Source organism: Lampropedia aestuarii, assembly GCF_004803635.1.
Classification (GTDB): Bacteria; Pseudomonadota; Gammaproteobacteria; order Burkholderiales; family Burkholderiaceae_C; genus Lampropedia; species Lampropedia aestuarii.
Map to the genome: position 1 here is coordinate 1 of NZ_SSWX01000011.1, position 22777 is coordinate 22777.

The 22777-nt window shown below is 57.1% G+C and carries 20 protein-coding genes and 1 pseudogene; 8 read left to right on the top strand and 13 right to left on the bottom strand.

Translation table 11 applies throughout. The features are described from left to right. Nucleotides 1-829, top strand: a pseudogene (locus E8K88_RS09560) (DDE-type integrase/transposase/recombinase); the annotation flags it as partial. Nucleotides 830-881: 52 nt separating this feature from the next. On the opposite strand, the gene E8K88_RS09565 reads toward E8K88_RS09560, so the two are convergent. The 4 genes from E8K88_RS09565 to E8K88_RS09580 all read right to left on the bottom strand — a co-directional run bounded on the left by E8K88_RS09565 (nucleotide 882) and on the right by E8K88_RS09580 (nucleotide 2575). Continuing rightward, the gene (locus E8K88_RS09565; protein WP_136406447.1) at nucleotides 882-1280 is read right to left on the bottom strand and encodes a PRC-barrel domain-containing protein; all 399 of its coding nucleotides are present in this window, start codon (nucleotides 1278-1280) and stop codon (nucleotides 882-884) included. A 49-nt stretch (nucleotides 1281-1329) separates the two neighbouring features. Then, nucleotides 1330-1512, bottom strand: a complete 183-nt coding sequence (locus E8K88_RS09570) for a CsbD family protein (RefSeq protein WP_136406448.1) — start codon at nucleotides 1510-1512, stop codon at nucleotides 1330-1332. 452 nt (nucleotides 1513-1964) lie between these two features. Then, nucleotides 1965-2366 carry a PRC-barrel domain-containing protein gene (locus E8K88_RS09575; protein ID WP_136406449.1) on the bottom strand — a complete coding sequence of 134 codons (402 nt, stop codon included), beginning with the start codon at nucleotides 2364-2366 and terminating at the stop codon, nucleotides 1965-1967. Nucleotides 2367-2404: 38 nt separating this feature from the next. Further along, nucleotides 2405-2575 carry a CsbD family protein gene (locus E8K88_RS09580; RefSeq protein WP_136406450.1) on the bottom strand — a complete coding sequence of 57 codons (171 nt, stop codon included), beginning with the start codon at nucleotides 2573-2575 and terminating at the stop codon, nucleotides 2405-2407. A gap of 233 nt (nucleotides 2576-2808) precedes the next feature. On the opposite strand from E8K88_RS09580, the gene E8K88_RS09585 reads away from it, so the two are divergent. Beyond that, nucleotides 2809-3480 (top strand): fused MFS/spermidine synthase, encoded by a 672-nt coding sequence (locus E8K88_RS09585; RefSeq protein WP_136406451.1) that lies wholly within the window; start codon nucleotides 2809-2811, stop codon nucleotides 3478-3480. A gap of 148 nt (nucleotides 3481-3628) precedes the next feature. Then, complete coding sequence (locus E8K88_RS09590) at nucleotides 3629-4453, top strand: spermidine synthase (protein ID WP_205880055.1); 825 nt, start codon at nucleotides 3629-3631, stop codon at nucleotides 4451-4453. A 176-nt stretch (nucleotides 4454-4629) separates the two neighbouring features. Here the strand turns inward: E8K88_RS09590 and E8K88_RS09595 are convergent, their stop codons facing one another. After that, entirely contained in the window at nucleotides 4630-5889 is a 1260-nt protein-coding gene (locus E8K88_RS09595) for an anhydro-N-acetylmuramic acid kinase (protein WP_136406453.1), read from the bottom strand. A gap of 213 nt (nucleotides 5890-6102) precedes the next feature. On the opposite strand from E8K88_RS09595, the gene E8K88_RS09600 reads away from it, so the two are divergent. Further along, nucleotides 6103-8103 (top strand): ABC-F family ATP-binding cassette domain-containing protein, encoded by a 2001-nt coding sequence (locus tag E8K88_RS09600; protein WP_136406454.1) that lies wholly within the window; start codon nucleotides 6103-6105, stop codon nucleotides 8101-8103. Nucleotides 8104-8638: 535 nt separating this feature from the next. Here the strand turns inward: E8K88_RS09600 and E8K88_RS09605 are convergent. Then, nucleotides 8639-10888 carry a RelA/SpoT family protein gene (locus E8K88_RS09605; protein ID WP_136406455.1) on the bottom strand — a complete coding sequence of 750 codons (2250 nt, stop codon included), beginning with the start codon at nucleotides 10886-10888 and terminating at the stop codon, nucleotides 8639-8641. A 477-nt stretch (nucleotides 10889-11365) separates the two neighbouring features. Further along, complete coding sequence (locus E8K88_RS09610) at nucleotides 11366-12331, bottom strand: alpha/beta fold hydrolase (protein ID WP_136406456.1); 966 nt, start codon at nucleotides 12329-12331, stop codon at nucleotides 11366-11368. 387 nt (nucleotides 12332-12718) lie between these two features. Between E8K88_RS09610 and E8K88_RS09615 the strand changes: the two genes are divergently transcribed. Both E8K88_RS09615 and tgt read left to right on the top strand, forming a co-directional pair. Next, the gene (locus tag E8K88_RS09615; RefSeq protein WP_136406457.1) at nucleotides 12719-13504 is read left to right on the top strand and encodes a 3-hydroxybutyrate dehydrogenase; all 786 of its coding nucleotides are present in this window, start codon (nucleotides 12719-12721) and stop codon (nucleotides 13502-13504) included. 566 nt (nucleotides 13505-14070) lie between these two features. Further along, the gene (gene tgt, locus E8K88_RS09620; RefSeq protein ID WP_136406458.1) at nucleotides 14071-15243 is read left to right on the top strand and encodes a tRNA guanosine(34) transglycosylase Tgt; all 1173 of its coding nucleotides are present in this window, start codon (nucleotides 14071-14073) and stop codon (nucleotides 15241-15243) included. Nucleotides 15244-15326: 83 nt separating this feature from the next. Here the strand turns inward: tgt and E8K88_RS09625 are convergent, their stop codons facing one another. Then, the gene (locus E8K88_RS09625; protein ID WP_240754436.1) at nucleotides 15327-16313 is read right to left on the bottom strand and encodes a LysR family transcriptional regulator; all 987 of its coding nucleotides are present in this window, start codon (nucleotides 16311-16313) and stop codon (nucleotides 15327-15329) included. A gap of 197 nt (nucleotides 16314-16510) precedes the next feature. On the opposite strand from E8K88_RS09625, the gene E8K88_RS09630 reads away from it, so the two are divergent. Then, the gene (locus tag E8K88_RS09630; RefSeq protein ID WP_136406459.1) at nucleotides 16511-17494 is read left to right on the top strand and encodes a Bug family tripartite tricarboxylate transporter substrate binding protein; all 984 of its coding nucleotides are present in this window, start codon (nucleotides 16511-16513) and stop codon (nucleotides 17492-17494) included. Next, complete coding sequence (locus E8K88_RS09635) at nucleotides 17491-18507, top strand: alpha/beta fold hydrolase (protein WP_136406460.1); 1017 nt, start codon at nucleotides 17491-17493, stop codon at nucleotides 18505-18507. The genes E8K88_RS09630 and E8K88_RS09635 overlap by 4 nt, the downstream gene beginning before the upstream one ends. 17 nt (nucleotides 18508-18524) lie before the next feature. On the opposite strand, the gene E8K88_RS09640 is transcribed toward E8K88_RS09635, so the two are convergent. The 5 genes from E8K88_RS09640 to E8K88_RS09660 all read right to left on the bottom strand — a co-directional run bounded on the left by E8K88_RS09640 (nucleotide 18525) and on the right by E8K88_RS09660 (nucleotide 22679). After that, nucleotides 18525-19436, bottom strand: coding sequence for an ABC transporter permease subunit (locus tag E8K88_RS09640; RefSeq protein ID WP_136406461.1), 912 nt, complete (start codon nucleotides 19434-19436; stop codon nucleotides 18525-18527). 41 nt (nucleotides 19437-19477) lie between these two features. Beyond that, nucleotides 19478-20386: a taurine ABC transporter ATP-binding protein gene (locus tag E8K88_RS09645; RefSeq protein ID WP_136406462.1), complete on the bottom strand. Its 909-nt coding sequence runs from the start codon at nucleotides 20384-20386 to the stop codon at nucleotides 19478-19480. 23 nt (nucleotides 20387-20409) lie between these two features. Next, nucleotides 20410-21438, bottom strand: coding sequence for a taurine ABC transporter substrate-binding protein (tauA, locus tag E8K88_RS09650; RefSeq protein WP_136406463.1), 1029 nt, complete (start codon nucleotides 21436-21438; stop codon nucleotides 20410-20412). A 273-nt stretch (nucleotides 21439-21711) separates the two neighbouring features. Next, nucleotides 21712-22305, bottom strand: coding sequence for a recombination mediator RecR (recR, locus tag E8K88_RS09655; protein ID WP_136406464.1), 594 nt, complete (start codon nucleotides 22303-22305; stop codon nucleotides 21712-21714). A gap of 23 nt (nucleotides 22306-22328) precedes the next feature. Continuing rightward, on the bottom strand, nucleotides 22329-22679 hold the full coding sequence (locus E8K88_RS09660) for a YbaB/EbfC family nucleoid-associated protein (protein ID WP_136406465.1): 351 nt from the start codon (nucleotides 22677-22679) through the stop codon (nucleotides 22329-22331). Between the last annotated feature and the right edge of the window lie 98 nt (nucleotides 22680-22777).

A 22777-nucleotide genomic window follows, 5' to 3' on the forward strand; every position in this document is an offset into this window, starting at 1 on the left:
GACCTGTGCAGAAAAGGCTGGGTCAATACAGATTGCAAACCCAGCTGAGCCCGGCCCAAGAAGTGGTGGTGGTGCATTTACGGCGCACTTTGCTGCTGCCTTTGGATGATTTGCTGGCCGTAACTCGTGAATTTATCTGCGACAAGGTCTCGCTTTCAGGGCTGGATCGGTTTTTACGCCGCCATGGCGTAGGCAACTTGAACGCGCTCAAACCCAAAGAGCCACAGCTAACACACAAAGCCTTTAAAGCCTATGAGCCTGGCTATGTGCATATGGATGTGAAGTATCTGCCTCAGATGCAAGACCAAGATCAGCGCAGCTACTTGTTTGTGGCCATTGACCGGGCTACGCGTTGGGTGTTCGTACAGATCAAAGTCAACAAGAGTGCAGCCAGCGCCAAAGCTTTTTTGAAGGCGCTGTACAAGGCATGCCCAATGCAAATTAGCAAGCTGCTGACCGACAATGGCAAAGAATTCACAGACCGGCTGTTTGCTACGCGTGAACGCCAAGCCACAGGCAATCATGAGTTTGACATGCTATGCAAAGATTTAGGTATTGAGCATCGGCTGACAAAGCCTCGTACGCCAAAGACCAACGGCATAGTTGAGCGCTTTAATGGCAGGATTGCAGACATTCTCAAAACACACCGCTTTAACAGCGCCGAGGATATGAACCAAACCTTGCTGCGCTACGTAACGCTGTAGAACCACCAATTGCTCCAGTCAGCCCTGCAGAGCAAAACTCCTATTCAGGCTGCTAAACAGTGGTTCGATACCATCCCCATTTATTCAGAAAGCGGCCTTATGATCGTCCGGGATGCGACAAATAGCAAAGCCCGCAGGTGCGAACCATGCGGGCTTAGTGGTATAGCAGTGCAGTGCTTATTTCTTCGCGTATTCAAACTTTGGCAGGTCTTTCAGCGCGTCTTTGGTTGCGCCTGGCAAGGTGATGTTGCCGTCAGTGACGCGGAAGTTTTTCACAGGGATGGCCACATCATGCGAGCCCATGCCCAGGAAACCACCCACGCTCAGAATGGCAAAAGAGACGGTGCCATCGGGTGCAAGAATCACATCTTCGACCTTACCCACCGACTCGTCGGCATCGTTTTTCACAGTTTTGCCCAATACCGAATCCTTCAGGCTCCAACCGGAGGCAATCGCTTGCACTTCAGTGGCCGTGCCACCCAGGACCGCTGTGCCTGCGACCGGCTGCGCGATAGCAGCGCCGCCCATCAAGCCCAATGTAATTGCGCTGGCAATAATGATTTTTTGTGTATTCATATCAACTCCTTTAATAAAACTATGGCTGCTTGATTCAATTTTTAAAAAATTACTTTTTGGTCGAATCCTCGAAAGCCTGCTTCACATCGCCTGCAGCTTTTTCAGCCTTGCCTTCTGCTTGCTTGGCGGCACCTTTAATTTGTTGCTCGGGGCTATTAATGGCTTCACCGACTTTTTGCTGGACTTTCCCGACCACTTCTTTCACAGATCCCTTGACTTGCTCTTTATTCATAAGACCTCCTTGTGATGAGTTGCTTAGCAACGATGAATAGACAACTCAATATTAAAGCCAGACAATCGATCTGGCTGTAGGATGCGGTAGCTTTGTGCTGTAGTCATATTCCTACAATACCAGGACACAAGCATCAATTCGTTCAAACAAAATCACCATCAATTATTTAGCTTGAATATATAAACGTTCATTTTCCATAATGACTGCGCAGCCCATGTGTTGCAGCATTGCATTTGCATGGCACAACATGCTGCGCCTTTGGTGCCAGGCAGCCATCAGGAGGTAAGTCGCCCACCCTACCGAGGCCTGCGGAATGGTATGTGTCGGCGATCGCGGGTTAGTGGTTGCCAACAAAGCCCATGGCGTGTGCCTCGGCACAGGAGTTGTTCCAATACCTACAACAAAAAAACCCGCAGGCGCTTGGCATGCGGGTTTTTTTGAAGGTTTGAGGCTTATTTCTTAGCATACTCAAACTTTGGCAGCTCTTTGAGCGCGTCTTTGGTCGCTCCAGGCAGAGTGATTTTGCCATCGCCAGCGGCGCGGAGGTTTTTCAATGGGATGGCCACATCATGTGAACCCATGCCCAGGAAGCCGCCAACACTCAGAATGGCGAAAGACACGGTGCCATCGGGTGCAATGATCACGTCTTCAATTTTGCCTACCGACTCATCGGCCTCGTTATGCACCGTTTTGCCCAGAATGGCGTCTTTCAGACTCCAGCCAGTGGCAATCGCTTGCACTTCCGTGGCAGAGGCGCCCAAAGTGGTAGTACCTGCGACAGGCTGCGCGTATGCAGCGCCACCCAACAGGCCAAAAGAAATAGCGCTGGCAATAATAAATTTTTGTGTATTCATAATACTCTCCTTGAATTAATAATCAACAACCAACAAGCTTATTTTTTAAGGGTTTCTTTGACGTCACCGGCTGCTTTTTCAGCCTTACCTTCCACTTGCTTGGCGACGCCTTTGATCTGCTGCTCTGGGCTATTAATCACTTCACCGATTTTTTGCTGCACTTTACCGGCGGCCTCTTTCACAGATCCTTTAACTTGTTCTTTATTCATAAGATCTCCTTGTGTAAGTTGCTGAGCAACGATTAGTAGACGGCTCAATATTAATGGTCGACATCATATTTGGCTGTAGGAACAGGTAGCTTTGTGTTGTAGGTCTTGTCCTACATTCAATACATTAATAACAAATACGGCATTCTCTTCACTACGCAGTGCAGCGCTGCAGCTCTGAACGACGGCTGGCGTGGGCAGCGAAGCTGCGCCACCCTACGGCACAATAGCGCTCCATGAGTGTGTTATCCCCTTTCCCCAAAACACTTGGCGCTTTGCCCGCCAGTGCGGCCCAACGCCGGTATTTGTTTTTAGCGGCGTCCTGGGCGTCGTTTGCGATGATGGCGGTGGAGATGCTGTTTGCGCGCATCGTAGCGTCGTTTTTTGGCAGCGGCATTGCGGTGTGGGGCAGCATCATCACGGTGTTGCTGGTGGCGATGGCGGCCGGTTATTTATGGGGTGGGCGGTTAACACAGCATCAACAGGCTTCAAGCACGCGGTTTTACCAATTGCTGCTGTGGTTTGCACTGGCGATGCTGCCTTTGGTGCTGATGGCTGATTTGGTGCTGGCTGAAATCAGTTACTGGATTGCTGATTCACGCTACGGCAGCTTGATTGCCAGTGCGTTGCTGCTGAGTGCGCCGGGCTTTTTGTCGGGCTGCTTGAATCCTTATGCCTTGCATCTGCTGGTGCAGCGCGTTGAAGAAGCAGGCACGCGGGCTGGCCAGTTGAGCGCATTGACTACGCTGGGAGCAGCGGCTGGCACGATTTTGCCCTCTTATTACTTGGTGCTGTGGTGGGAGCTCAATCACATTTTGCTAGGCCTGGTGCTGGTTACCGCAGCACTTGCGGCATTGGCTTTGCTGTTGTGGCCTGCTGCAGGCAAGAAAGTGCAGCATGTCCAGTAAGGATAAGCCGTTCTGTCTGCGTCACACCTGCTTGCGCCTGCTATGCACCAGCGTGTTGCTAGGAGCCGTACCAGGCTCCAGCTTTGCCGATGGTTCCACACCCGCTTCAGCCCTTGCCAATCACTGCCTCGCAAACGATGCCAGTGCCGTGCACAGCCTCGAAAACTGCCTGATGCACGATGACTTCAAGCTGGTCAAAACCGTGCGTGGTCAGCATGTCGATGTGATGGTGATGGAAGGGCAGGACTTTCGCTGCATGAGCTTCGACCGCCGCAATCTGTTCCAAAGTTGCATGCGCAAAGACGCCCCCAATGCCCTGGCACTGGAATATACCCGTGGGCTGTTGGCAGGCCTGCGATTGCTGGAGCGCCCGCCTGAAAACATCTTGCTGATCGGCATGGGCGGCGGCTCAATCCCCAAAGCGGTGATGCAGCATTGGCCGGATGTACAGCTCGATGTGGTCGAGCTCGACCAAGCCGTCGTGCAAGTGGCCAAAGACTGGTTTGCGTTCGCGCCGAGTGCGCAGATCACAATCACAGTGCAGGATGCGCGCGCGTTTGTACGCCAGCGCATCCGCCAGGGCCAGCACTACGACTTCATCATGCTGGACGCGTTTGACCAAGACTACATCCCCGAGCATTTGCTCACGGTGGAATTTTTGCAGCAGATTCGCCAGTTGTTGGCTCCCGGCGGGGTGGTTGCAGCCAATACGTTTGCACAAGGGCGACTGCAAGCCCACGAAGAAGCGACTTGGCAGGCCGTTTTTCCGTCGCTGTGGCGCAGCAAGCGTTTGATGAATGACATTATTTATGCAGCGACGCAGCCGCTGCAAACGCCCCAGCCCGATGCCCAGCAGGAATCCATCACGGGCGTCTGGACCGATTATCCAAGCCAAGCGGTGTCCGCCAGCCAAGCCCGCGTGCTGACCGACCAATGGTCTCCTAGCAATGTATTGCGCCATGCCAATGAATAGCAATGCCCTGCATTGCCTGCATTGCGGCCCCTGGAGCACGCCCATCCACACCACAGGTGGATAAAGGTGTGGATAAGTGGCTGACTCCCTAGGGATTGCCCTATAGGGAGCCATACAACGCTTAAAATTTAAGCAACTGCCGCCCAGCGCTGCTTAAAACCTGTTCAAAGCCCGCATCACGCGTGGTAAATGGCCCCCAAGACGCGAGGCCCTTTGGCCTGCGTGGCGGCCGGCACATTGCCTGGCATTCCCAACAGGCATTGGCGCGCCAACCAGGCAAATGCAGCCGCTTCTACCTGCTCGGGTGGCAGGCCCCATGCTGCGGTGCTGACCACCTCTACGGTCTCGCCAACAGCCAGTTGCAAGTGGTGCTCGATGCGCTGCATCAACAATGCGTTGTGGGCGCCACCACCGCATACCCCGACGCTGCGCTGGCCTTGCTGGTAGCGTGCAAAAGCCTGGGCGACCGAGATCGCGGTCAATTCCAGCAAACTAGCCTGTACGTCAGCGGCACTCCAAGGCGCGGCATCTGGCGCTTGCTGAGATGCACATTGCTGCAACTGGTTGTGCAGCCAGGTCAGGCTAAACACATCAACGCCCGTGCTTTTGGGTGCAGGCAGGCTGAAATAGCCCTCACGCAGCAAATGCATGAGCAAGCCACCATGCACTTTGCCGCTTGCTGCCCACTGCCCGCCTTTGTCATACGGCGCGCCAGTATGCAATTGGCACCAGCCATCCAGCAGGGTATTGGCTGGACCGCTGTCAAAGCCCAGCGTGCGGCCTTCGGCATCGATCAGGCTCCAATTGGCAATACCGCCCAAATTCAACACCGCCACACCTTGGCCGGGCTGGCCAAACATGGCGCGGTGGAACGCCGGCACCAAAGGTGCGCCCTGCCCACCAGCAGCTACATCACGGCGGCGAAAATCAGCCACCACGCGAATGCCGGTGTGCTCAGCCAAAAGCGAAGGGTTGTTCAGTTGGATTGTGTAGCGCCCCAGGCCGTCACTGGGCTGGCCCAGCCCAGCCAGCACCGCATCAGGCGCCTGGCGTGGCGCTGGTTGGTGGCGCACAGTCTGGCCATGCGCACCAATGGCCAGGATGCTGGAAGCAGGTATGCCAGTCTGCTCGCACAATTGCTTGACCGCATTGGCATAGCAATGGGCCAAGGCGTTTTCAGCCAGGGCGGCCAGATGCAGCTCATCGTGGCCAGGAAAATTCAATTGCCGCAGCAACGCCACCAAGGGCTCGCCCAGCGGTATATGCACATGGCCGGCGACGGCTATGCACTCCAGTCCAGCGTGACCACCCAAACTGGGCGAGAAACGCGCCAGCACGGCATCCACACCATCCAGCGACGTGCCTGACATAAGACCGATGAACCAACCTTTGCCAGGATTGGGGGAATGCGAGGCCTGATTGCTGACAGCATGCATCTGCAGCTCCTTTATGAGAACTTGTGTGCGATTTTTTTAAATACACGGCAAAGCCATCGGCGTGCCAATTGACGCGCTGGTGGTATGTGCTGCAAAGGGACTTTGAACAGGCTCTCAGAGCCTACTTCTGGGTGTTGTGCAGAGTTTCCCTACGCATTGTGGCAGAACACAAGCTTGTTTCAGGCCATGGCAACAGGCCTGATAATGCCAGCCATGATTAATTTAAAGGATTTGGTGCTGCGCCGAGGCACCAAAGTGCTGTTAGACGGCGTAAACATCACCATCCAACCGGGCGAAAAAGCCGCTTTGGTTGGCCGCAACGGGGCTGGCAAGTCCACTTTGTTTGCCTTACTCAACGGCAGCTTGCATGAAGATGGCGGAAGCTTCTTCAAGCCCGCTGGCTGGCGCATGGCCCAGGTCGCACAGAACATGCCGGAGACCAGCGACAGTGCAACCGAGTTCGTTCTGGGCGGCGATAGCCGCCTGGCCGAGCTCAATGAGCGCCTGAAAGAGGCTGAAGCCAATGACGATGGCTTGGCGATGGCGCAAATTTATGCCGAGCTGGCCGATGCCGGTGCCTATGACGCACCGGCACGTGCACAAGCACTGATTCTGGGTCTGGGCTTTCAGCCCGCCGAATTGGAGCGCCCAGTCAACAGTTTCTCGGGTGGCTGGCGCATGCGCTTGCAATTGGCACGCGCGCTGATGAGCCCCAGCGATTTGCTGCTGCTCGATGAGCCGACCAACCACTTGGACTTGGATGCGCTGATCTGGCTGGAAGGCTGGCTGGCTCGCTACCCAGGCACGATGATCGTGATCAGCCATGACCGTGAGTTCCTGGATGCCACGACGCAAGTGACCTTGCACCTGGATCAGCAGAACATCACCCGCTACGGCGGCAATTACAGCTTTTTTGAAGAGCAGCGCGCACTCAAGCTGGAGCAGCAGCAGGCGGCGTTTGCCCGCCAGCAAGACAAGATTGCCCACTTGCAAAAGTTCATTGACCGCTTCAAGGCCAAGGCCACCAAAGCGCGTCAGGCGCAAAGCCGTGTCAAGGCGCTCGAGCGCATGGAGCGTGTTGCACCGGTATTGGCCGAGGCCGAATTCAGCTTTGAATTCAAAGAGCCTTTGGCACTGCCCAATCCGATGCTGGTGGTGAAAAATGCCGAAATGGGTTACTTCACCAAAGAAGGCAGTGAACACAAAACCATTTTGCGCAATGTCAGCCTGTCGGTGCAGTCGGGCCAACGCATTGGTATCTTGGGTGCCAACGGCCAGGGTAAATCAACGCTGATCAAGTCGATTGTCGGTGATGCGCCGCTGATCTCCGGTGAGGTCACGCAGGGCAAAGGCCTGGCGATTGGCTACTTTGCGCAGCAAGAGCTGGATGTCTTGCATGAAAACGACAATCCGCTTGAGCATTTCACGCGCTTGGCACGCAGCTACGGCGCCACACCGCCGAATCCGGCGCGAGAGCAAGATTTGCGCAATTTTCTGGGCAGCTTCAATTTCGACGGCGATATGGTCAAGCAAGCCATCGGCACGATGAGCGGTGGCGAGAAAGCCCGCTTGGTGCTGGCGATGCTGGTCTGGCAACGCCCTGGCCTGTTGCTGCTCGACGAGCCAACCAACCATTTGGACCTGGCCACACGCGAAGCGCTGGGCATGGCACTCAATAGCTTTGAGGGCACGTTGATGCTGGTCAGCCATGATCGCGCTTTGCTGCGCACCGTCAGCGACCAGTTCTGGCTGGTCGGCCAAGGCAAGGTGCAGGACTTTGAGGGCGATTTGGAAGACTACCAGCGCTATGTGCTGCAGCAGCAAAAAGAGCTGCGCGCGCAGCTCGAAGCCAAAAAAGAAGCAGGCAAGGAACCAGCTGCCAGTGTGTCGGCAAGCAGCGCCAAAGCACAACAAGCAGAGGCGCCAGCAGTCAACCAACGCGAACAGCGCCGCCAGGAATCACTGAACCGGCAAAAAATGGCTGAAAAAACCCAGCCTTTGAAAAAGAAGATCGCTGCCTTGGAAAAAAAGATGGCCGACAGCCAGGCTGAAAAAGAAAGCCTGGAAGCCAGCCTCGGAGCCGATAGCACCCCCCAGGAATGGGCGGAATCAGGCAAAAAAATCAAGGACTTGCAAGAAGCAATCGACACCGCTGAAGAAGAATGGTTCACGCTGTCGGAAGAGCTACAGGCCTTGCTGCAGGCCAATGGCTGAGATTTTTGAAAAAAATTTCGTTTTTTTTGTATTTCGGTGTCAACGCATTGACCAGGGCCACGTTTAAGGTTCATCAGTCATCTTTTAGGATTAAACATGAATACGATGAACACCGAAATCTGGCCTGACGACGAACGCGATCGCAAGCGTTAATGCATAGGGCATGTGCCAGTCACACACCATCCTAGTGTCTGACTGGCAAGCCCTACGCCCTCTTCCAATACGCTGCCAAGCTTGGCATTGGCAGCAGCCCATCAGCTGATGGCTCTCGCCCTCGCGACATACTCTTATTCTTGGTGGATAGGCTGTATTAACAACTCGAACAACAGATATTGATTTTTGTAACCCCGCCTCGGCGGGGTTTATTTATGGCTCAAGTGCTGCCAGCCCCCAGGACAGCACAGGCCAGCTCAGCTGACGCCACCAGAGATCGCCATTCATTGGACCTTGCTTGGACATTCACCAGTTGGACACACAAAGCCAAAGGCACACGCAATCCGTGAGCCTTTGGCTTTTTTACTATTCGACAGGCGGCTTACTTACGCCGTGCCGAGCGCACGCCCAAAACCTGCGCCACCGCCGACAACACATTGTGCAAACGCGTCGCGTTTTGAATCTCAACGGTAAAGGTCATCGTAGCGCTGTTTTTGTGGCTGCGTGTTTGCACCCCAATCACATTGGTGCGCTCGCGAGTGAACACATCAGAAATATCGCGCAGCAAACCCTGGCGGTCCTGGGCTTCGATATAAATATCCACTGGATAGACCGAGGCCGACGCAGCATTGCCAGAGCCCGCATGCTCCCCCCACTGCACATCAATGATGCGCTCGGGCGTGGTTTCCAGCATTTTTTGGAAGTTTGGGCAGTCACAGCGGTGAATGCCCACCCCTTTGCCTCGCGTGATAAAGCCCCCGATTTCATCGGGTGGTGCAGGCATGCAGCATTTGGCCAAATGGGTCATCAGCGAATCCATGCCCACCACCAGCACTTTTCCGCTGCCAGTGCTACGGGGCTTGCGCACCACGACATCGTCGCCGGCCTGGCCGTCTTCTTGCGTGTCAGGATGGAGCAAGACCTCCAACGTACGCAGCGAGAATTCGTCCTTGCCCACGACCTCGAAAAACGACTCGGTCGTCTTAAAGCCCAATTGCAGCGCAATGTCTTCGAGTTTCAGAGCCGTTTTGCCTTCGCGCTGCAGCACTTTCTCAACGATTTCACGCCCTTTGGCAATGGTCTCTTGCAAGGATTGGGCATTGAACCAGGCCCGCACTTTCGAGCGCGCGCGTTGGCTGCGTAAATAGCCCAACTCTTTATTGAGCCAGTCACGCGAAGGCCCGCCTTCTTTGACCGCCGTGATCTCCACCGTTTGGCCATTTTGCAAAGGCGTATTCAGTGCGACCATTTGGCCATCGATCTTGGCGCCCCGGCAACGATGCCCTAAATTGGTGTGCACGGTATAGGCAAAGTCCACCGGAGTTGCCCCTTTGGGCAGCTCGATGATCGAGGCGTTTGGCGTCATCACGTAGATGCGGTCATCAAACAGGCCCAGCGCCCGCACCTCGTCACTGTCAGCAAATTCGCGCTCCCAAGCCAGCAGCTGGCGCAGCACAGCAATTTTGGAGTCGTATTCGCCCGCAGCAGACACCCCTGCATACCCTTTGGTGCCCGCTTCCTTGTAGGCCCAGTGCGCAGCCACGCCATTTTCGGCATGGTCGTGCATGGCCTGGGTGCGAATTTGGATCTCAACTGCCCGTCCATCGTGGTCGCGCACCACCGTATGCAAAGACTGGTAGCCGTTGGGTTTGGGTTTGGCGATGTAGTCGTCAAACTCGGCCTCGACGGGCACAAAACGCGTGTGCACCCAGCTGAGTGTTTCATAACACTCCTCAATGGTCGGCACAATGATGCGCATCGCACGGATGTCAAACAGCTGGTCAAACTCCAAGGACTTGCCGCGCATCTTTTTGACGATGCTGTAGATGTGCTTGGGGCGGCCTTGGACAGTTGCCTGGATATGGCGCCCCTGCAACTCAGTGCGGACCGTATCGCACAGCGCCTGCATATAGTGCTCGCGCTCACGGCGCTTCTCATCGAGTTGCTTGGCCACATCGCGGTAGGTATCGGGCTCCAAAAATCGGAACGCCAAATCCTCCAGCTCCCACTTGAGCTGCCAAATGCCCAACCGATTGGCCAGCGGCGCAAACACGTACAAACTCTCTTCTGCCAGCAAACGGTCAATCGGCACTTTAGAGGTCGCGTGGTAGCGCAAGGTTTGCAAGCGTGAGGCAAGTCGGATCAACACCACCCGCAAATCGCGCGAAAATGCCAGCAGCATCTTGCGCACGGTTTCCGTGTGCTCAATTCTGGCTTCACCGCGCTTGCGCGAGCCTGAACCGCTTCTGGCCTGGCCCTGCACCTGCATCAGCTTGGAGGTCTCCAGCGCCAATGAAGCATAGGTATCACCAAAACGGCGAGCAATCGCCTCGTAAGGGTTGTTCAGGTGAAACGATGCATAGATCAAATAAGTGGCTGCCTGCATGGCTTCAGAGCCGCCGATTTCATCCAGAATCTGGGCAACAGCGTTCGCATGGTCGAGCACGCTCTCGCCATTGCGCAGCAGCTCATCGGCCAGCAGTGGCTCAGCAAAATTCTTGGCCCTGACCAGCATATTGGCCTGTTTGGGCATCATGGCACCTGCCGCGCTCAACAGCAAAGGCTCGCGAGCCCGCACTTCTGGCTTGTCGGCAACAGGCGTTTGCGGGGTTTCAGCGATAGGTAAATTCATAAATTATTTCAATCAACAGCAAGACTATACGCCCAACTTGCGTCAAAGCCATGTCGATTCTCTGGCCATTGGCGCTCGAATAGCCGTTAAACATGCATCTTTTTGTCACGCTGGACCTGCCTGGCTCAGGCCGCACCTCGGTGCGTGCAGCTTCAATGGCTGTCTGCGCTCAGCAGCTTAGAACGTGTTTACGATTTTTTCACAGTCGCGCAAGGCACAAAAAAGTGGCAGTGCAAGGCGCTTGTTGCCGCTCATACGTCTGTATGAGCAAAACGGGCAACGCAGTAATGCGCTTTTTTGTGCCTTGCCCTTCGGGTTGGAGCCCAAAAGGCGCACTGCTTTGTTAAAAATCCTCGCCGGGCAGATAGCCCGACTGCGGTTTTTGTCGCGCATTGCATCCTTTTGGGCTTCAACGCGGTCTGCGAAAAGATCGTAAACACGTTCTTAGAGCCGCGCGCTATTGGCAGTCTGTTTACGTCAATCCAGCAAGAAACGCGCCACCGCTTCCACCTGGGCTTCGGGCACTAAGGTGGGGGCATGGCCGACACCTTCAATCTCCAGCACCGTTGCATGAGGCCCGCGTGCGGCCATCGCCGCAGCGGTTGCGGGACTGAGCAGATCCGAGTTTTTGCCACGCAACAGCAAGGTTTTGGCCTTGAGCTGGTCATACAAGGACCACAGCACAGCCTCGCCGGCCTGGGCATCTTGCGCCGTCATGGCTTTGAAGGGGTGTGCAATCGCTGGGTCGTAATGCAGCGTGAGTTGGCCATTGTCCAGCGGCCGGAACATGGCTTGCGACAGCGCCAGCCACTGGGCTTCGGTATGCGGGCCAAAACCGCCACTGATTTGACGCAGATAGTCAGCCCCCTCTTGCAGGTTCGCGTATTGCGTGAATTGGCCCAGGTACTGGCCAATGCGCAAAATGGATGGCCACTCCAGCACCGGCCCGACATCATTGAGCACCAGTTTGTCTACTGGTATCGGCAGACCGGGCAGGGTCACAAAACCCAGACCAATCAAGCCGCCCATGCTGGTGCCAATCCAGTCGAGTCGGGTAATCGGCTGGCCATTGTTTTCCGCCTCCTGGACCAGTTGCCCGAGCAGCGACAGCATATCGCCCACATACGCTGGCACTTGGTAGCCAGTCGGATCTGCCAGCCAGTCGCTGCGCCCTCGCCCGACCACATCAGGGCAAACCACCCGAGCATGGGCGCTCAGGCGCCGCGCCAATACATCAAAATCGCGGCCCGTGCGCGTCAGGCCATGCACGGCAATGATCAAATGCCCACTATCGGCGCCTTGCTGTGCTGGCCAATCCCAATAGGCCATGCGGTGTGACAAGGCATTGGCTTGGCCATTGGGGCTGCTTTTGCAGGCCCCTAGGCACGACACAAAACGCAGGTTTGGCTTTGCAGCCCCCGTTGGGGGAATGGATGCTGTCATGTCTGAGTCTCCTGGTTGTTCTTGCATGCGAAAGCTCACGCCAGGCCAGCCACACACCAGGCTCACTAGCCTTAACCTAGCTGCGCTTGCAAGGATTTTCTATTGTTCACCTAGAGTTTGCGAAACTGCGCGAAAATGCCAGTAATGGCGTGCAGCCATGGGAAGCTCTGCAAACCCCTCGCGCTCTGTAATGCGTGTGGTGTCAGGATGGGCCGCAAGATGCCTTTTGATGGCCATCGCAACGGCGATAGCCATCAAAAGACAACTCGGCGAATCGCCTGAAGCCATACTCAGACCACAACAGGGCGTTTTGCGGAAATTCCCGATGCACGCCATCCACATGGATGAATCAATGCATCCACATAGTAATGGATATGGAGGTATTCGATGACGTTAAAGGGAAAAACCGCATTGGTGACTGGCTCCACCAGTGGCATTGGACTGGGAATTGCCAAAGTGCTGGCAGCACAAGGCGCCAATATCCTGGTCAACGGTTTTGGTGACCACGAAGCGCCGCGTAAAGAGATCGAGCAAGCCGGCAGCGCGCACGGCATTCGCACCGACTACCATGGTGCCGACTTGAGCAAGCCCGCCGAGATTGAAGACCTGTTTGCCCACGGCAACAAAGTGTTTGGCTGCATCGACATCGTTGTCAACAATGCCGGCATCCAGCACACCTCGCAGATTGAGTCATTTCCGGTCGACCGCTGGGATGCGATCATCGCCATCAACCTCAGCAGCGTGTTTCACACCAGCCGCCTGGTCTTGCCGTCGATGCGCAAGAACAACTGGGGCCGCATCATCAATATTGCCTCAGTACACGGCCTGGTCGGCTCGGCAGAAAAATCAGCGTATGTTGCAGCCAAGCATGGGGTTGTAGGCTTTACCAAAGTCGCCGCACTGGAGACAGCGACCACCGGTGTGACCGTCAATGCCATTTGCCCAGGCTGGGTGCTGACGCCTTTGGTGCAAAAGCAAATCGATGCCATTGCACAAAAAGAAGGCATTAGCAACGAAGAGGCCACCAAAAACCTGCTGCAAGCCAAAGAGCCGTCCTTGCGCTTTACCACGCCAGAAGAGCTGGGCGCACTGGCAGCCTTCCTGTGCTCGCCGGCTGGCGACAATATCCGCGGTGTCGCGTGGAACATGGACGGCGGCTGGGTCGCCCAATAACGCAGAGTAAACACTGCGCACCCTGGTGCGCATCGTGCACAATGCGAGGCGCTTCATGCGCCTTTTTTGATGCCGTGTCGCTGCGCTTATACGCTTGTATAGATAGCGCCAGCAGCAGCCAAACCGCCCACCAACAAGGCTTGGCCCCAGCACCGCATCGGGCCTCTACAACACAATTGCAGCTGACTGCGCCTGCATAGCGGATAATTTCACGATTGGGCCTCAGAGCCTGTTCAAAGTCTCGACGCAGTCGCGCAAGGCACAAAAAAGAGGCAGTACAAGACGCCTGTTGCAGCTCATACGTCTGTATGAGCAAAACGGGCAACGCAGTAATGCGCTTTTTTGTGCCTTGCCCTTCGGGTTGGAGCCCAAAAGGCACGCTGCTTTGTTAAACATCCTCGCCGGGCAGATAGCCCGACTGCGGTTTTTGCCGCGCATCGTATCCTTTTGGGCTCCAACGCGGTCTGCGTGGAGACTTTGAATAGGCTCTCTGGCATCACAATGCCAGTGCAGCCGCTAACCACGCCTGCTGCACCTGCCCCGCTTTTCATTTTTGACCACTGTCCATGCTGCAATTTGACCTTCTCGCCACCGACTCCTCCAGCCACGCCCGGCGCGGCCAGCTCACGCTGAACCACGGCGTCGTGCAAACCCCTATTTTCATGCCCGTGGGCACCTACGGCACGGTCAAAGGCGTGATGCCACGCAGCCTGGAGGAAATGGGCGCGCAAATCATTTTAGGCAATACCTTCCATCTGTGGATGCGCCCCGGCCAGGATGTGATGTCCTCGTTTGGCGGCCTGCATGCGTTTGAGCAGTGGCACAAACCGATTCTGACCGACAGCGGCGGCTTTCAGGTCTGGAGCCTGGGCGATATGCGCAAGATCACCGAAGAAGGCGTGCACTTTGCCTCGCCGGTCAACGGCGACAAGCTGTTCATGTCGCCCGAAGTCAGCATGCAGATTCAGACCACGCTGAATTCGGACATTGCGATGCAGCTCGACGAATGCACGCCCTATGAACTCAAAGGCCATATCACCACCGCCGACGAAGCGCGCCGCTCGATGGAGATGAGTATCCGCTGGGCCAAGCGCAGCCAGAATGAATTCCACCGCCTGAACAACCCCAACGCCTTGTTCGGCATTGTCCAAGGCGGCATGTTTGAGCATTTGCGCCAGGAATCCTTGGAGCAGCTGGTCGAGCTGGACTTCCCCGGCTACGCAGTCGGTGGCGTCAGCGTCGGCGAGCCCAAGGAAGACATGCGCCGCATCATGGCCCACACACCACACCGCCTGCCTGCCAACAAGCCGCGCTACCTGATGGGCGTGGGCACGCCAGAAGACTTGGTGCAAGGCGTGGCCAGCGGTGTTGACATGTTCGACTGCGTGATGCCCACCCGCAATGCGCGCAACGGCACGGTGTTCACCCGCTATGGCGACCTGAAGCTGCGCAATGCCCGTCACAAACAAGACCACCAGCCGCTGGACACCAGCTGCACCTGCCACGCCTGCGCAGGCACCAGCGGCGTCAGCTGGGACCAGGGCGGGCGCGGTGGCTTCTCCCGCGCTTACCTGCATCACCTGGACCGCTGCGGCGAGATGCTGGGCCCGATGCTCACCACCATCCACAACCTGCACTATTACCTGAACCTGATGCAGGATGTGCGCAATGCGCTGGACAACAACCGCTTTGCCGAATTCCGCCAGCAGTTTGCAACTGAGCGTGCACGCGGCGTTTAAAGCCAACTTCGCCCCCCCTAAATAGCCAGTGCCCGCTTGATGCTGCACTGGCTTTTTTCATGCCGCCATGCTGCAGCACCTCTTCAAGGCGGCTTGAGCAAACCGCTTTGAATATGGCCTGCGACCAAGGCAGTCACCTCGGCACGCAGCCAGCGGTACAGCGGCGATGCATCCTGCCGCCTGGGCCAGGCCATGCTGAACGTGATGTCCCGCAGCGGCGCAGGCAGGCGTTTTTCCACCAGCGGAAAATGCTTGCGGTACAGGGTGGCGGCAAATGCCGGCATCGTCGTCGCGTAGCCGCTCTCCATCAGCACAAAAGGGCTGAGGCCAAAGCTCGACAGGTAAGCGGCAAACTGCATGCGCTGTCCTGTGCCTTTTAACGCCCGGTCAAAGTTGGTGCGGCGGCCATGCATCAAGGTGTAGGCGAACCAGCGCGAATGTGCCATATCGGCAAAGCTCAGCTGGCGGCGCCGCGCCAGTGGATGACTCGGCCCCATCACCCCCACGCGCTCGTCGTGAAACAAGACCTGCGAGCTAAAACGCGGCGGCACCTCGGCAAACAAGCCAATCGCCAAATCCTGCCGCTCGGCATCGAGCTCTGCCGGATCAAACTCGCCATGCACCGAATGCAGCCTGGGCACCAGGCGCGGCGCTACTCTGGCCAGGCGCTCCAACAACGGGCCAGCCAGCAGCAACTCGATATGCGCTGCCGTGCCAATATTGACCACGCCTTCAGCTTGCGCCGGCTGAAAGTCGTCCGAGCCAGCCACTGCGTGGCCCAGCATCTCCAGAGCCGGCTGCACCGCGCTGTGCAGGCTCAGGGCGCGCTCAGTGGGCACAAAGCGCCCGCGCACCGTGACAAACAAGTCATCGGCCAAGGCATGGCGCAGCTTGGCCAGATCACGGCTCACGCCCGGCTGTGTTTTGTGCAGCAAGCGCGCCGTCTGGGTCGCGCTGCAGGTGGCCATCAAGGCATCGAAAGTCAGCAGCAGGTTCAAATCCAGGCGGCGTAAGACAGAGAGGTTTTCATGCATACCATAAATGGTATACAAAACTTCTCGAATCATCATTGGATTGTTTGGCGCTGGCACTCTACAGTCATGGCAGATTCCCCCATCCAACAAGCATTTAGAGCGGCTAACACGACCCAGCAAACCAAAGGTTTGCGGTTGAGACTAGGCGCAAAACCGCAGGCAGTACGAGTAGTACGACAAGGTTTTGCAACGACGTATCAAGGGTTGTGTTAGCCGCTCTTAGGAGACCTGCCATGACGTTTGCCCGCACCTGTTCCACCCTGCTTGGCGCCTGCCTGGCCGCCATCGCGCTGGCCCTGCCCACTGCCGCCAGCGCCGACACCTTTCCCAATAAGCCTGTGAAGCTGGTCGTGCCATTTCCACCAGGCGGCACACCCGACATCGTCAGCCGCCTGATCAGCGAACACATGTCCAAAACCCTGGGGCAAGCGGTGATTGTCGACAACCGCGCGGGTGCCAGCGGCAATATCGGCGCGCAAGCCGTGGCCAAATCCCCTGCCGATGGCTATACGCTGTTGGTATGCGCGTTCAGCTGCACCGTCTCACCGTCGTTGTACAGCCCTGCGCCGTTTGATTTGAAGCGCGACTTTGCGCCAGTGGCGATGCTGGGCACCGTGCCTAGCGTGCTGGTCATCAACCCCAAGGTGCCAGCGACCAACTTGAGCGAATTTTTGGCGTATGCCAAAGCCAATCCAAACACCCTCAATGCCGCATCGTCAGGCGTGGGCGGCTCAGCCCATTTGGCGCTGGAATTGCTGAAAAACCGCACCGGTGCAGAAATCACCCATGTGCCTTACCGGGGCGCGGGCCAGGTGGCGACCGACTTGCTCGGCGGCCAGGTCGATATGTACTTTGACAACCTGCCTGCCTCGCTGGCCAGCATCCGCGCAGGCAAATTGATTGCCTTGGCCGTTGCCAGCAAAGAACGCGCCTCGGCCGCGCCCGATGTGCCGACCTTCACAGAAGCTGGTTTGAGCGACTTCTTGATCACGCCATGGTTTGGTGTGCTTGCCCCGGCCCAAACACCGCCAGAGACCGTGCAAGCGCTCAATAGTGCGATCAATGCAGCGCTGCAAGACCCGGCGCTGAGCAAACGCCTTGATGAAATCGGCGTGATTCCAGCCCCTGACGCGCCAGAAGCCTTGGCTGCTTTCCTTGAAGCGGAAACGCGCACCTGGGCCGACATCATCGCCAAAAACAATATCAAACCCGAATGAGCGCCAGCGACCGCCAAACACCTGAGAGGCCGGGCTGGAGCGGGCCTTTGCGCTTGCGCGACATGGGCTCCTTCCATATCGGCGGGCAAGCCCAGACGCTGTGCGGCCACCCCACTAGCCAGCATTTGCTGGCCGCAGGTGGCCAGCCGGTAGAGCTGGACCCCAACGGCACCTACGTAACGGGGCAAATGTACGTCCAGTACTACTGGCCTGAAACGCCCGAGCACACCACACCCTTGTTCTTATGGCATGGCGGCGGCCTGACTGGTGCGTGTTGGGAAACCACGCCAGATGGCCGCAGCGGCTGGCAGCAGTACTTTGTGCGCCGCGGCTGGGATACCCATGTCTGCGACGCTGCAGAGCGCGGCCGCTCTGGCTACGCGCCGCAGTTCTGGGGCTTGCCGCTGTCGCAAACCGTAGAAGCCGTGTTTGAGCGCTTTCGCATTGGCCCCAGCTTACAAGGCGCAGCACTGAGCGATGCGGCTCAATATGCATTTGCGGGCAGCCAGTTTCCGGCCGAAGCCTTTGCTGCTTTTGCGCAGCAACTGGTGCCGCGCTGGGCACACACTGATGCAATGATTCTGGCGGCCTATGCCGCCCTGCTCGCAAGGCAAGCACCGGCGGCATTGGTCTGCCATTCACAAGGCGGCATGTTTGGCTTGACGACGGCGCTGAACCACCCGGAGCGTGTGCGTGCCGTCGTGGCGCTGGAGCCCTCTTCCGTGCCTGACTGCGATGCGGACAGCTACCAGGTGCCGACCCTGATTGTGCTGGGCGACTTCATCGACGGCGACGCCCGCTGGCCGCGCATGCGCGAGCGCATTCTGCGCTTTGCCAAGCGCAATCCCTGCGTGCACATCCTGTCCTTGCCCGCGCTGGGCCTGCACGGTAACTCCCACATGCTGATGATGGACCGCAACCACCTGCACATTGCCGATCTGGTGCATGACTGGCTGGCGGCTGAGTTGGCAAAGCCAGCCGCGCACCTGCGCAGAGCCACTGTCGCCGACTGAGTCAAAGGCCTTGGGCTTTAGACCCGGCCTTTCCACGGCACCAATTGCGACTCAGCCCAGCGCATGCACAAGTCAAAGCACCAGGCCAGAAGGCCGATGACCAAGATGCCCATGATGACGATGTCGGTGCGCAAAAAGTTCGAGGCATTCAGCACCATTTGACCGAGGCCAACAGTGGCGGCGACCATCTCAGCGGCCACCAAGGTGGTCCAGCCAAAGCCAATCGCGATGCGCAAGCCCACCAGAATGTCGGGCAAGGCCGCAGGCACGATGACATGGCGAATCAACTGCCAGCGGCTGGCTCCCAAGGACAGCGCGGCATTGATTTGCTCAATGCTGGCACTTTTGACACCGGCTTTGGCCGCCAGTGCAATGGGCGCAAAGCAGGCCAGGTAAATCAGGATGATTTTGGAGGTTTCATCAATGCCGAACCAGATCACGATCAACGGCAAATACGCCAGTGGTGGCAAGGGCCGGTAAAACTCGATCAAAGGATCGAACACGCCGCGTGAGAGGCGACTCACACCCATCGCAATGCCAATTGGCACGGCTGTGACAACAGCCAGAAAAAACGCGCCAAACACCCGCAGTGCGCTCCACTGCAAATGCACAACCAGGCCTTGGCCGCCCTGGATATTGCCGCTCCAGGCTTGGCTGAATGCTGCGCCAATGGCTTGCGGCGATGGCAAAAACAAAGGCGAGATCCAGGCCCTGGCAGTCGCCAGCCACCACAAACCCAGCAAGGCGGCAATGCACAGCACACTGATCCAGTGGCTGTTGCCTGCGCCCGGCAAGCGGTATTGCGCGACTGCCGGGATGCTGCTGAGATCCAATGCGGCAGCTGTGATCGGCTCATGGGCCGTTTGGCTTGGCAAAGGTACTGTTCTGGCCTTGCCAGAGCCGATCGGGCTTACGGAGGTGTGGTACATACAATCTATTCGAGTGGCAATCGCAAACGCTGCGCATGGGCTCAAGCTGCCTTGCCAAATGCGCGTGGAGTTGATGCTGCGGCCTTAACCTGTTCAAGGTGGCTGGTCGATGCAGCCACGGACTGCCCGCTGTCGGGCGCAATCCATTGCAGCACCCGCTCACGCCAGGCGATAAAGTCAGCGCTGGCTTTCACGCTTCGGGCATGGCCGCTGTGCAAATACGCCTGGTTAAAACCAATCGCATGCTGCTGAACGATGCGCCCCGGTCTTGGTGACATGACAATCAGGCGGCTGCCCATAAACAGCGCTTCTTCAACGTCATGGGTGATGAAGAAAATGGTTTTTTTGGTCTCTTGCCACAGGCGCACAATCAGCTCTTGAATGGCTTCGCGGGACAACGCATCGAGTGCGCCCAGCGGCTCATCCATCAGCAATACCTCGGGGTCGCTGGCCAGCGCACGGGCAATGCCCACGCGCTGCTGCATGCCGCCAGACAGTTGCCAAATTGGCGATTTCGCAAAGTCCGCCAAGCCCACTTGCGCGAGTTTTTCTTGTGCAATCGCATGCCGCTGCGCTTTGGACAAACCGCGCAAGCGCAGGCCCAGCGCGACATTGTCTTCGACGTTCAGCCACGGCATCAGCGCGTGTTTTTGGAACACCACGCCACGCTCAGCGCCCGGGCCTTCAATGGGCTGGCCGTTGAGCGCAATGCGCCCGGTCGAGCTGGGTGTGAAACCGGCAATGCAGTTGAGCAGGGTCGTTTTGCCACAACCCGAAGCGCCCAGCGCGACGACAAACTCGCCCGGCTGGATCTGCAAATCCACATGGCTGAGCGCCAAGGTCGTGGCGCTGCCACCTGTGCCTGCATAGCGCACCGACAGGTTTTCGATGTGCAAGCCCGCTTTGCCAGCAGGCGTTGATGAATGCAGCTCAGCCAGGGCTTGCTCCATGGTGTGATTCCTTCAAGTACAGCTTATTGAGGAGTGGCTGATTCGACCCAGCGTGGGTTGATGCCAATTGAATAGTCGTCAAGCACGGTGGCGACCGAGCCCTGGTCTTTGAGGAAGGCGGCGGTCGCTGCCAGCGATTGCGCTACAACCGAGTTCTTGCCGCCGCCCAGCCAGGTCGCACTGGCCTGCTCTTTAGGCGGCACAAACGCGTATAAGGCCAGGCTGTCAGGCACGCTGGTAACCTCAGCCCCGCTCCATTTGGCAACGGCCTTGGCTTGCGGTGAATCGACCGACCAGGCCGCCGTATGATTGGTGTAGTTGGCGTCCGCTGCGGCCAGAACGTTGACGAACTCTGTCAGGAAGGCATCGTTTTTTTGCGCAAAATCCTTGCGCACGGCAAGCGCATCGAACGTGGCCTTGCCGGTGTCCTTGGCGATTTGGCCCGAGGTCAGCAAGACCGTGCCGCTTTGCTTGACCTGCTGCAATACCGGGTTCCAGATGAAGGTGGCGTCAATATCGCCGCGCTGCCAGGCTGCCAGCGCCTCTGGTGGGCGCAGGTTCAAGATTTGCACTTCATTGGCTTTGATGCCGGCCTTCTCCAGCGCGACCAGCAAATGGAAATGCGTGGTCGAGGCAAATGGCAGCGCGATTTTTTTGCCTTTGAGATCGGCCACGCTGTTCACGCCCGAGCCATTGCGGGCCACCAAGGCTTCGGCTTCGTTGATGTTGTCCAGAATCCAGAAAATCTCAATCGGCACGCCTTGCGAGATGGCGGCGGCAAAAGGCGCAGAGCCGGCTTCGCCAATCTGAATTGCGCCAGAGGCCAGTGCCCGCGCGACTTCAGCGCCGCTGCCAATTTGGCGGTAGGTCACCTTGTAGCCGGTTTTCTCTTCGAGTTGCTTGGTCTCTTGCGCATAGCGCCAAGGCACGACCATGTCCTGGTAACCAATCACCACTTCTTTGGTTTGTGCGTGTGCAGCCAATGCCGCTGTGCAGGCCAGCGCGAAGGCACTGAGTGGTTTCAACCAGGTCGACGCGGATGGGAAGAACATAAGCAGTGTCTTTCAAAAAGAACGTGTGGGATGGCGGGCCAAACTTCTGGCCTTGCCTCTGTGCTAGCCCTCCATGCTAGGGGAGAACCACGTTCTATATACAGACAGTCTTCTTATGAATTTATTCTTAATTATTATTTGTATTATTGAATGGCACTTGGTAGTTGCCGTGCGCGCAAAGAAAAAGGCAAGGTGCAACAACACCTTGCCTTGTACCTTGGCTGGGGCTGAGCCCTTGGAAAGCACTGCATCTAGTGCAGCAAACAGCGCAGCTCAGTGCCGATCGGCCAATGCATGGGCAATGGTGCCCAGATCGACAAATTCCAGCTCACCGCCAGCGGGTACACCGCGGGCAATGCGTGTGCTTTTAATGCCACGCTTGCTCAGACCTTGGGCGATCACATGCGCAGTCGCCTGGCCTTCGGCTGTGAAACTGGTGGCAATGATGACTTCTTCAATCACGCCATTGCCAGCGCGCTCCATCAGACGCGTCAAGCCCAGCTCCGCTATGCCAACGCCATCCAAGGGATTCAAACGCCCTTGCAGTACAAAATACAGGCCTTCATAAGCACCTGTGCGCTCTAGCACCGCCTGGTCAGAAGGCGTCTCAACGACACATAAGCGGGTCTGGTCGCGCTGCGGATCAGCGCAGGTCGCACAAATGGTCTGCTCGGTGAAGGTGTAGCACAGCTCACAGTGCTGCACGTGCTGTACCGCAGACTGCAGGGCTTGCGCCAGGTGCACAGCCCCGTCTCTGTCGTGCTGCAGCAAATGGTAGGCCATGCGCTGAGCCGACTTGGCACCCACACCGGGCAGCTTTCTCAAGGCCTGCACCAGGTGCTCAAGGCTTTTAGGCGACTGATCCACGGGTTAACAACCGTATGCAGTGCTCAAAATGGCAGTTTCATACCGCCCAGGCCGCCCATCATTCCGCCCAAGCCCCCCATGCCACCTGTCAGCTTGCCCATTTTCTCTTGCTCGACTTCTGCGGCCTTGCGCACGGCGGCATTGAAAGCTGCAGCAACCAGGTCTTCGAGCATGTCTTTGTCGTCGGCCAGCAGGCTCGGGTCGATGGTGATGCGTTTGACTTCGTGCTTGGCCGTCATCAAGACTTTGACCAAACCGGCACCGGACTCACCTTCAACCTCAATTGTGGCCAGCTCTTCTTGGGCTTTTTTGAGGTTGTCTTGCATGGCCTGGGCTTGCTTTAACAAACCAGCCATTTGTCCTTTATTGAACATGGGGATCCCTTCTTTCTCTTTGCAGAGTTGACAATTAAAAAAAAAGCAGCGTCGCAATCGGTTTGCGGCACGCGCGATTCAGTGGCGGATGACTGCGC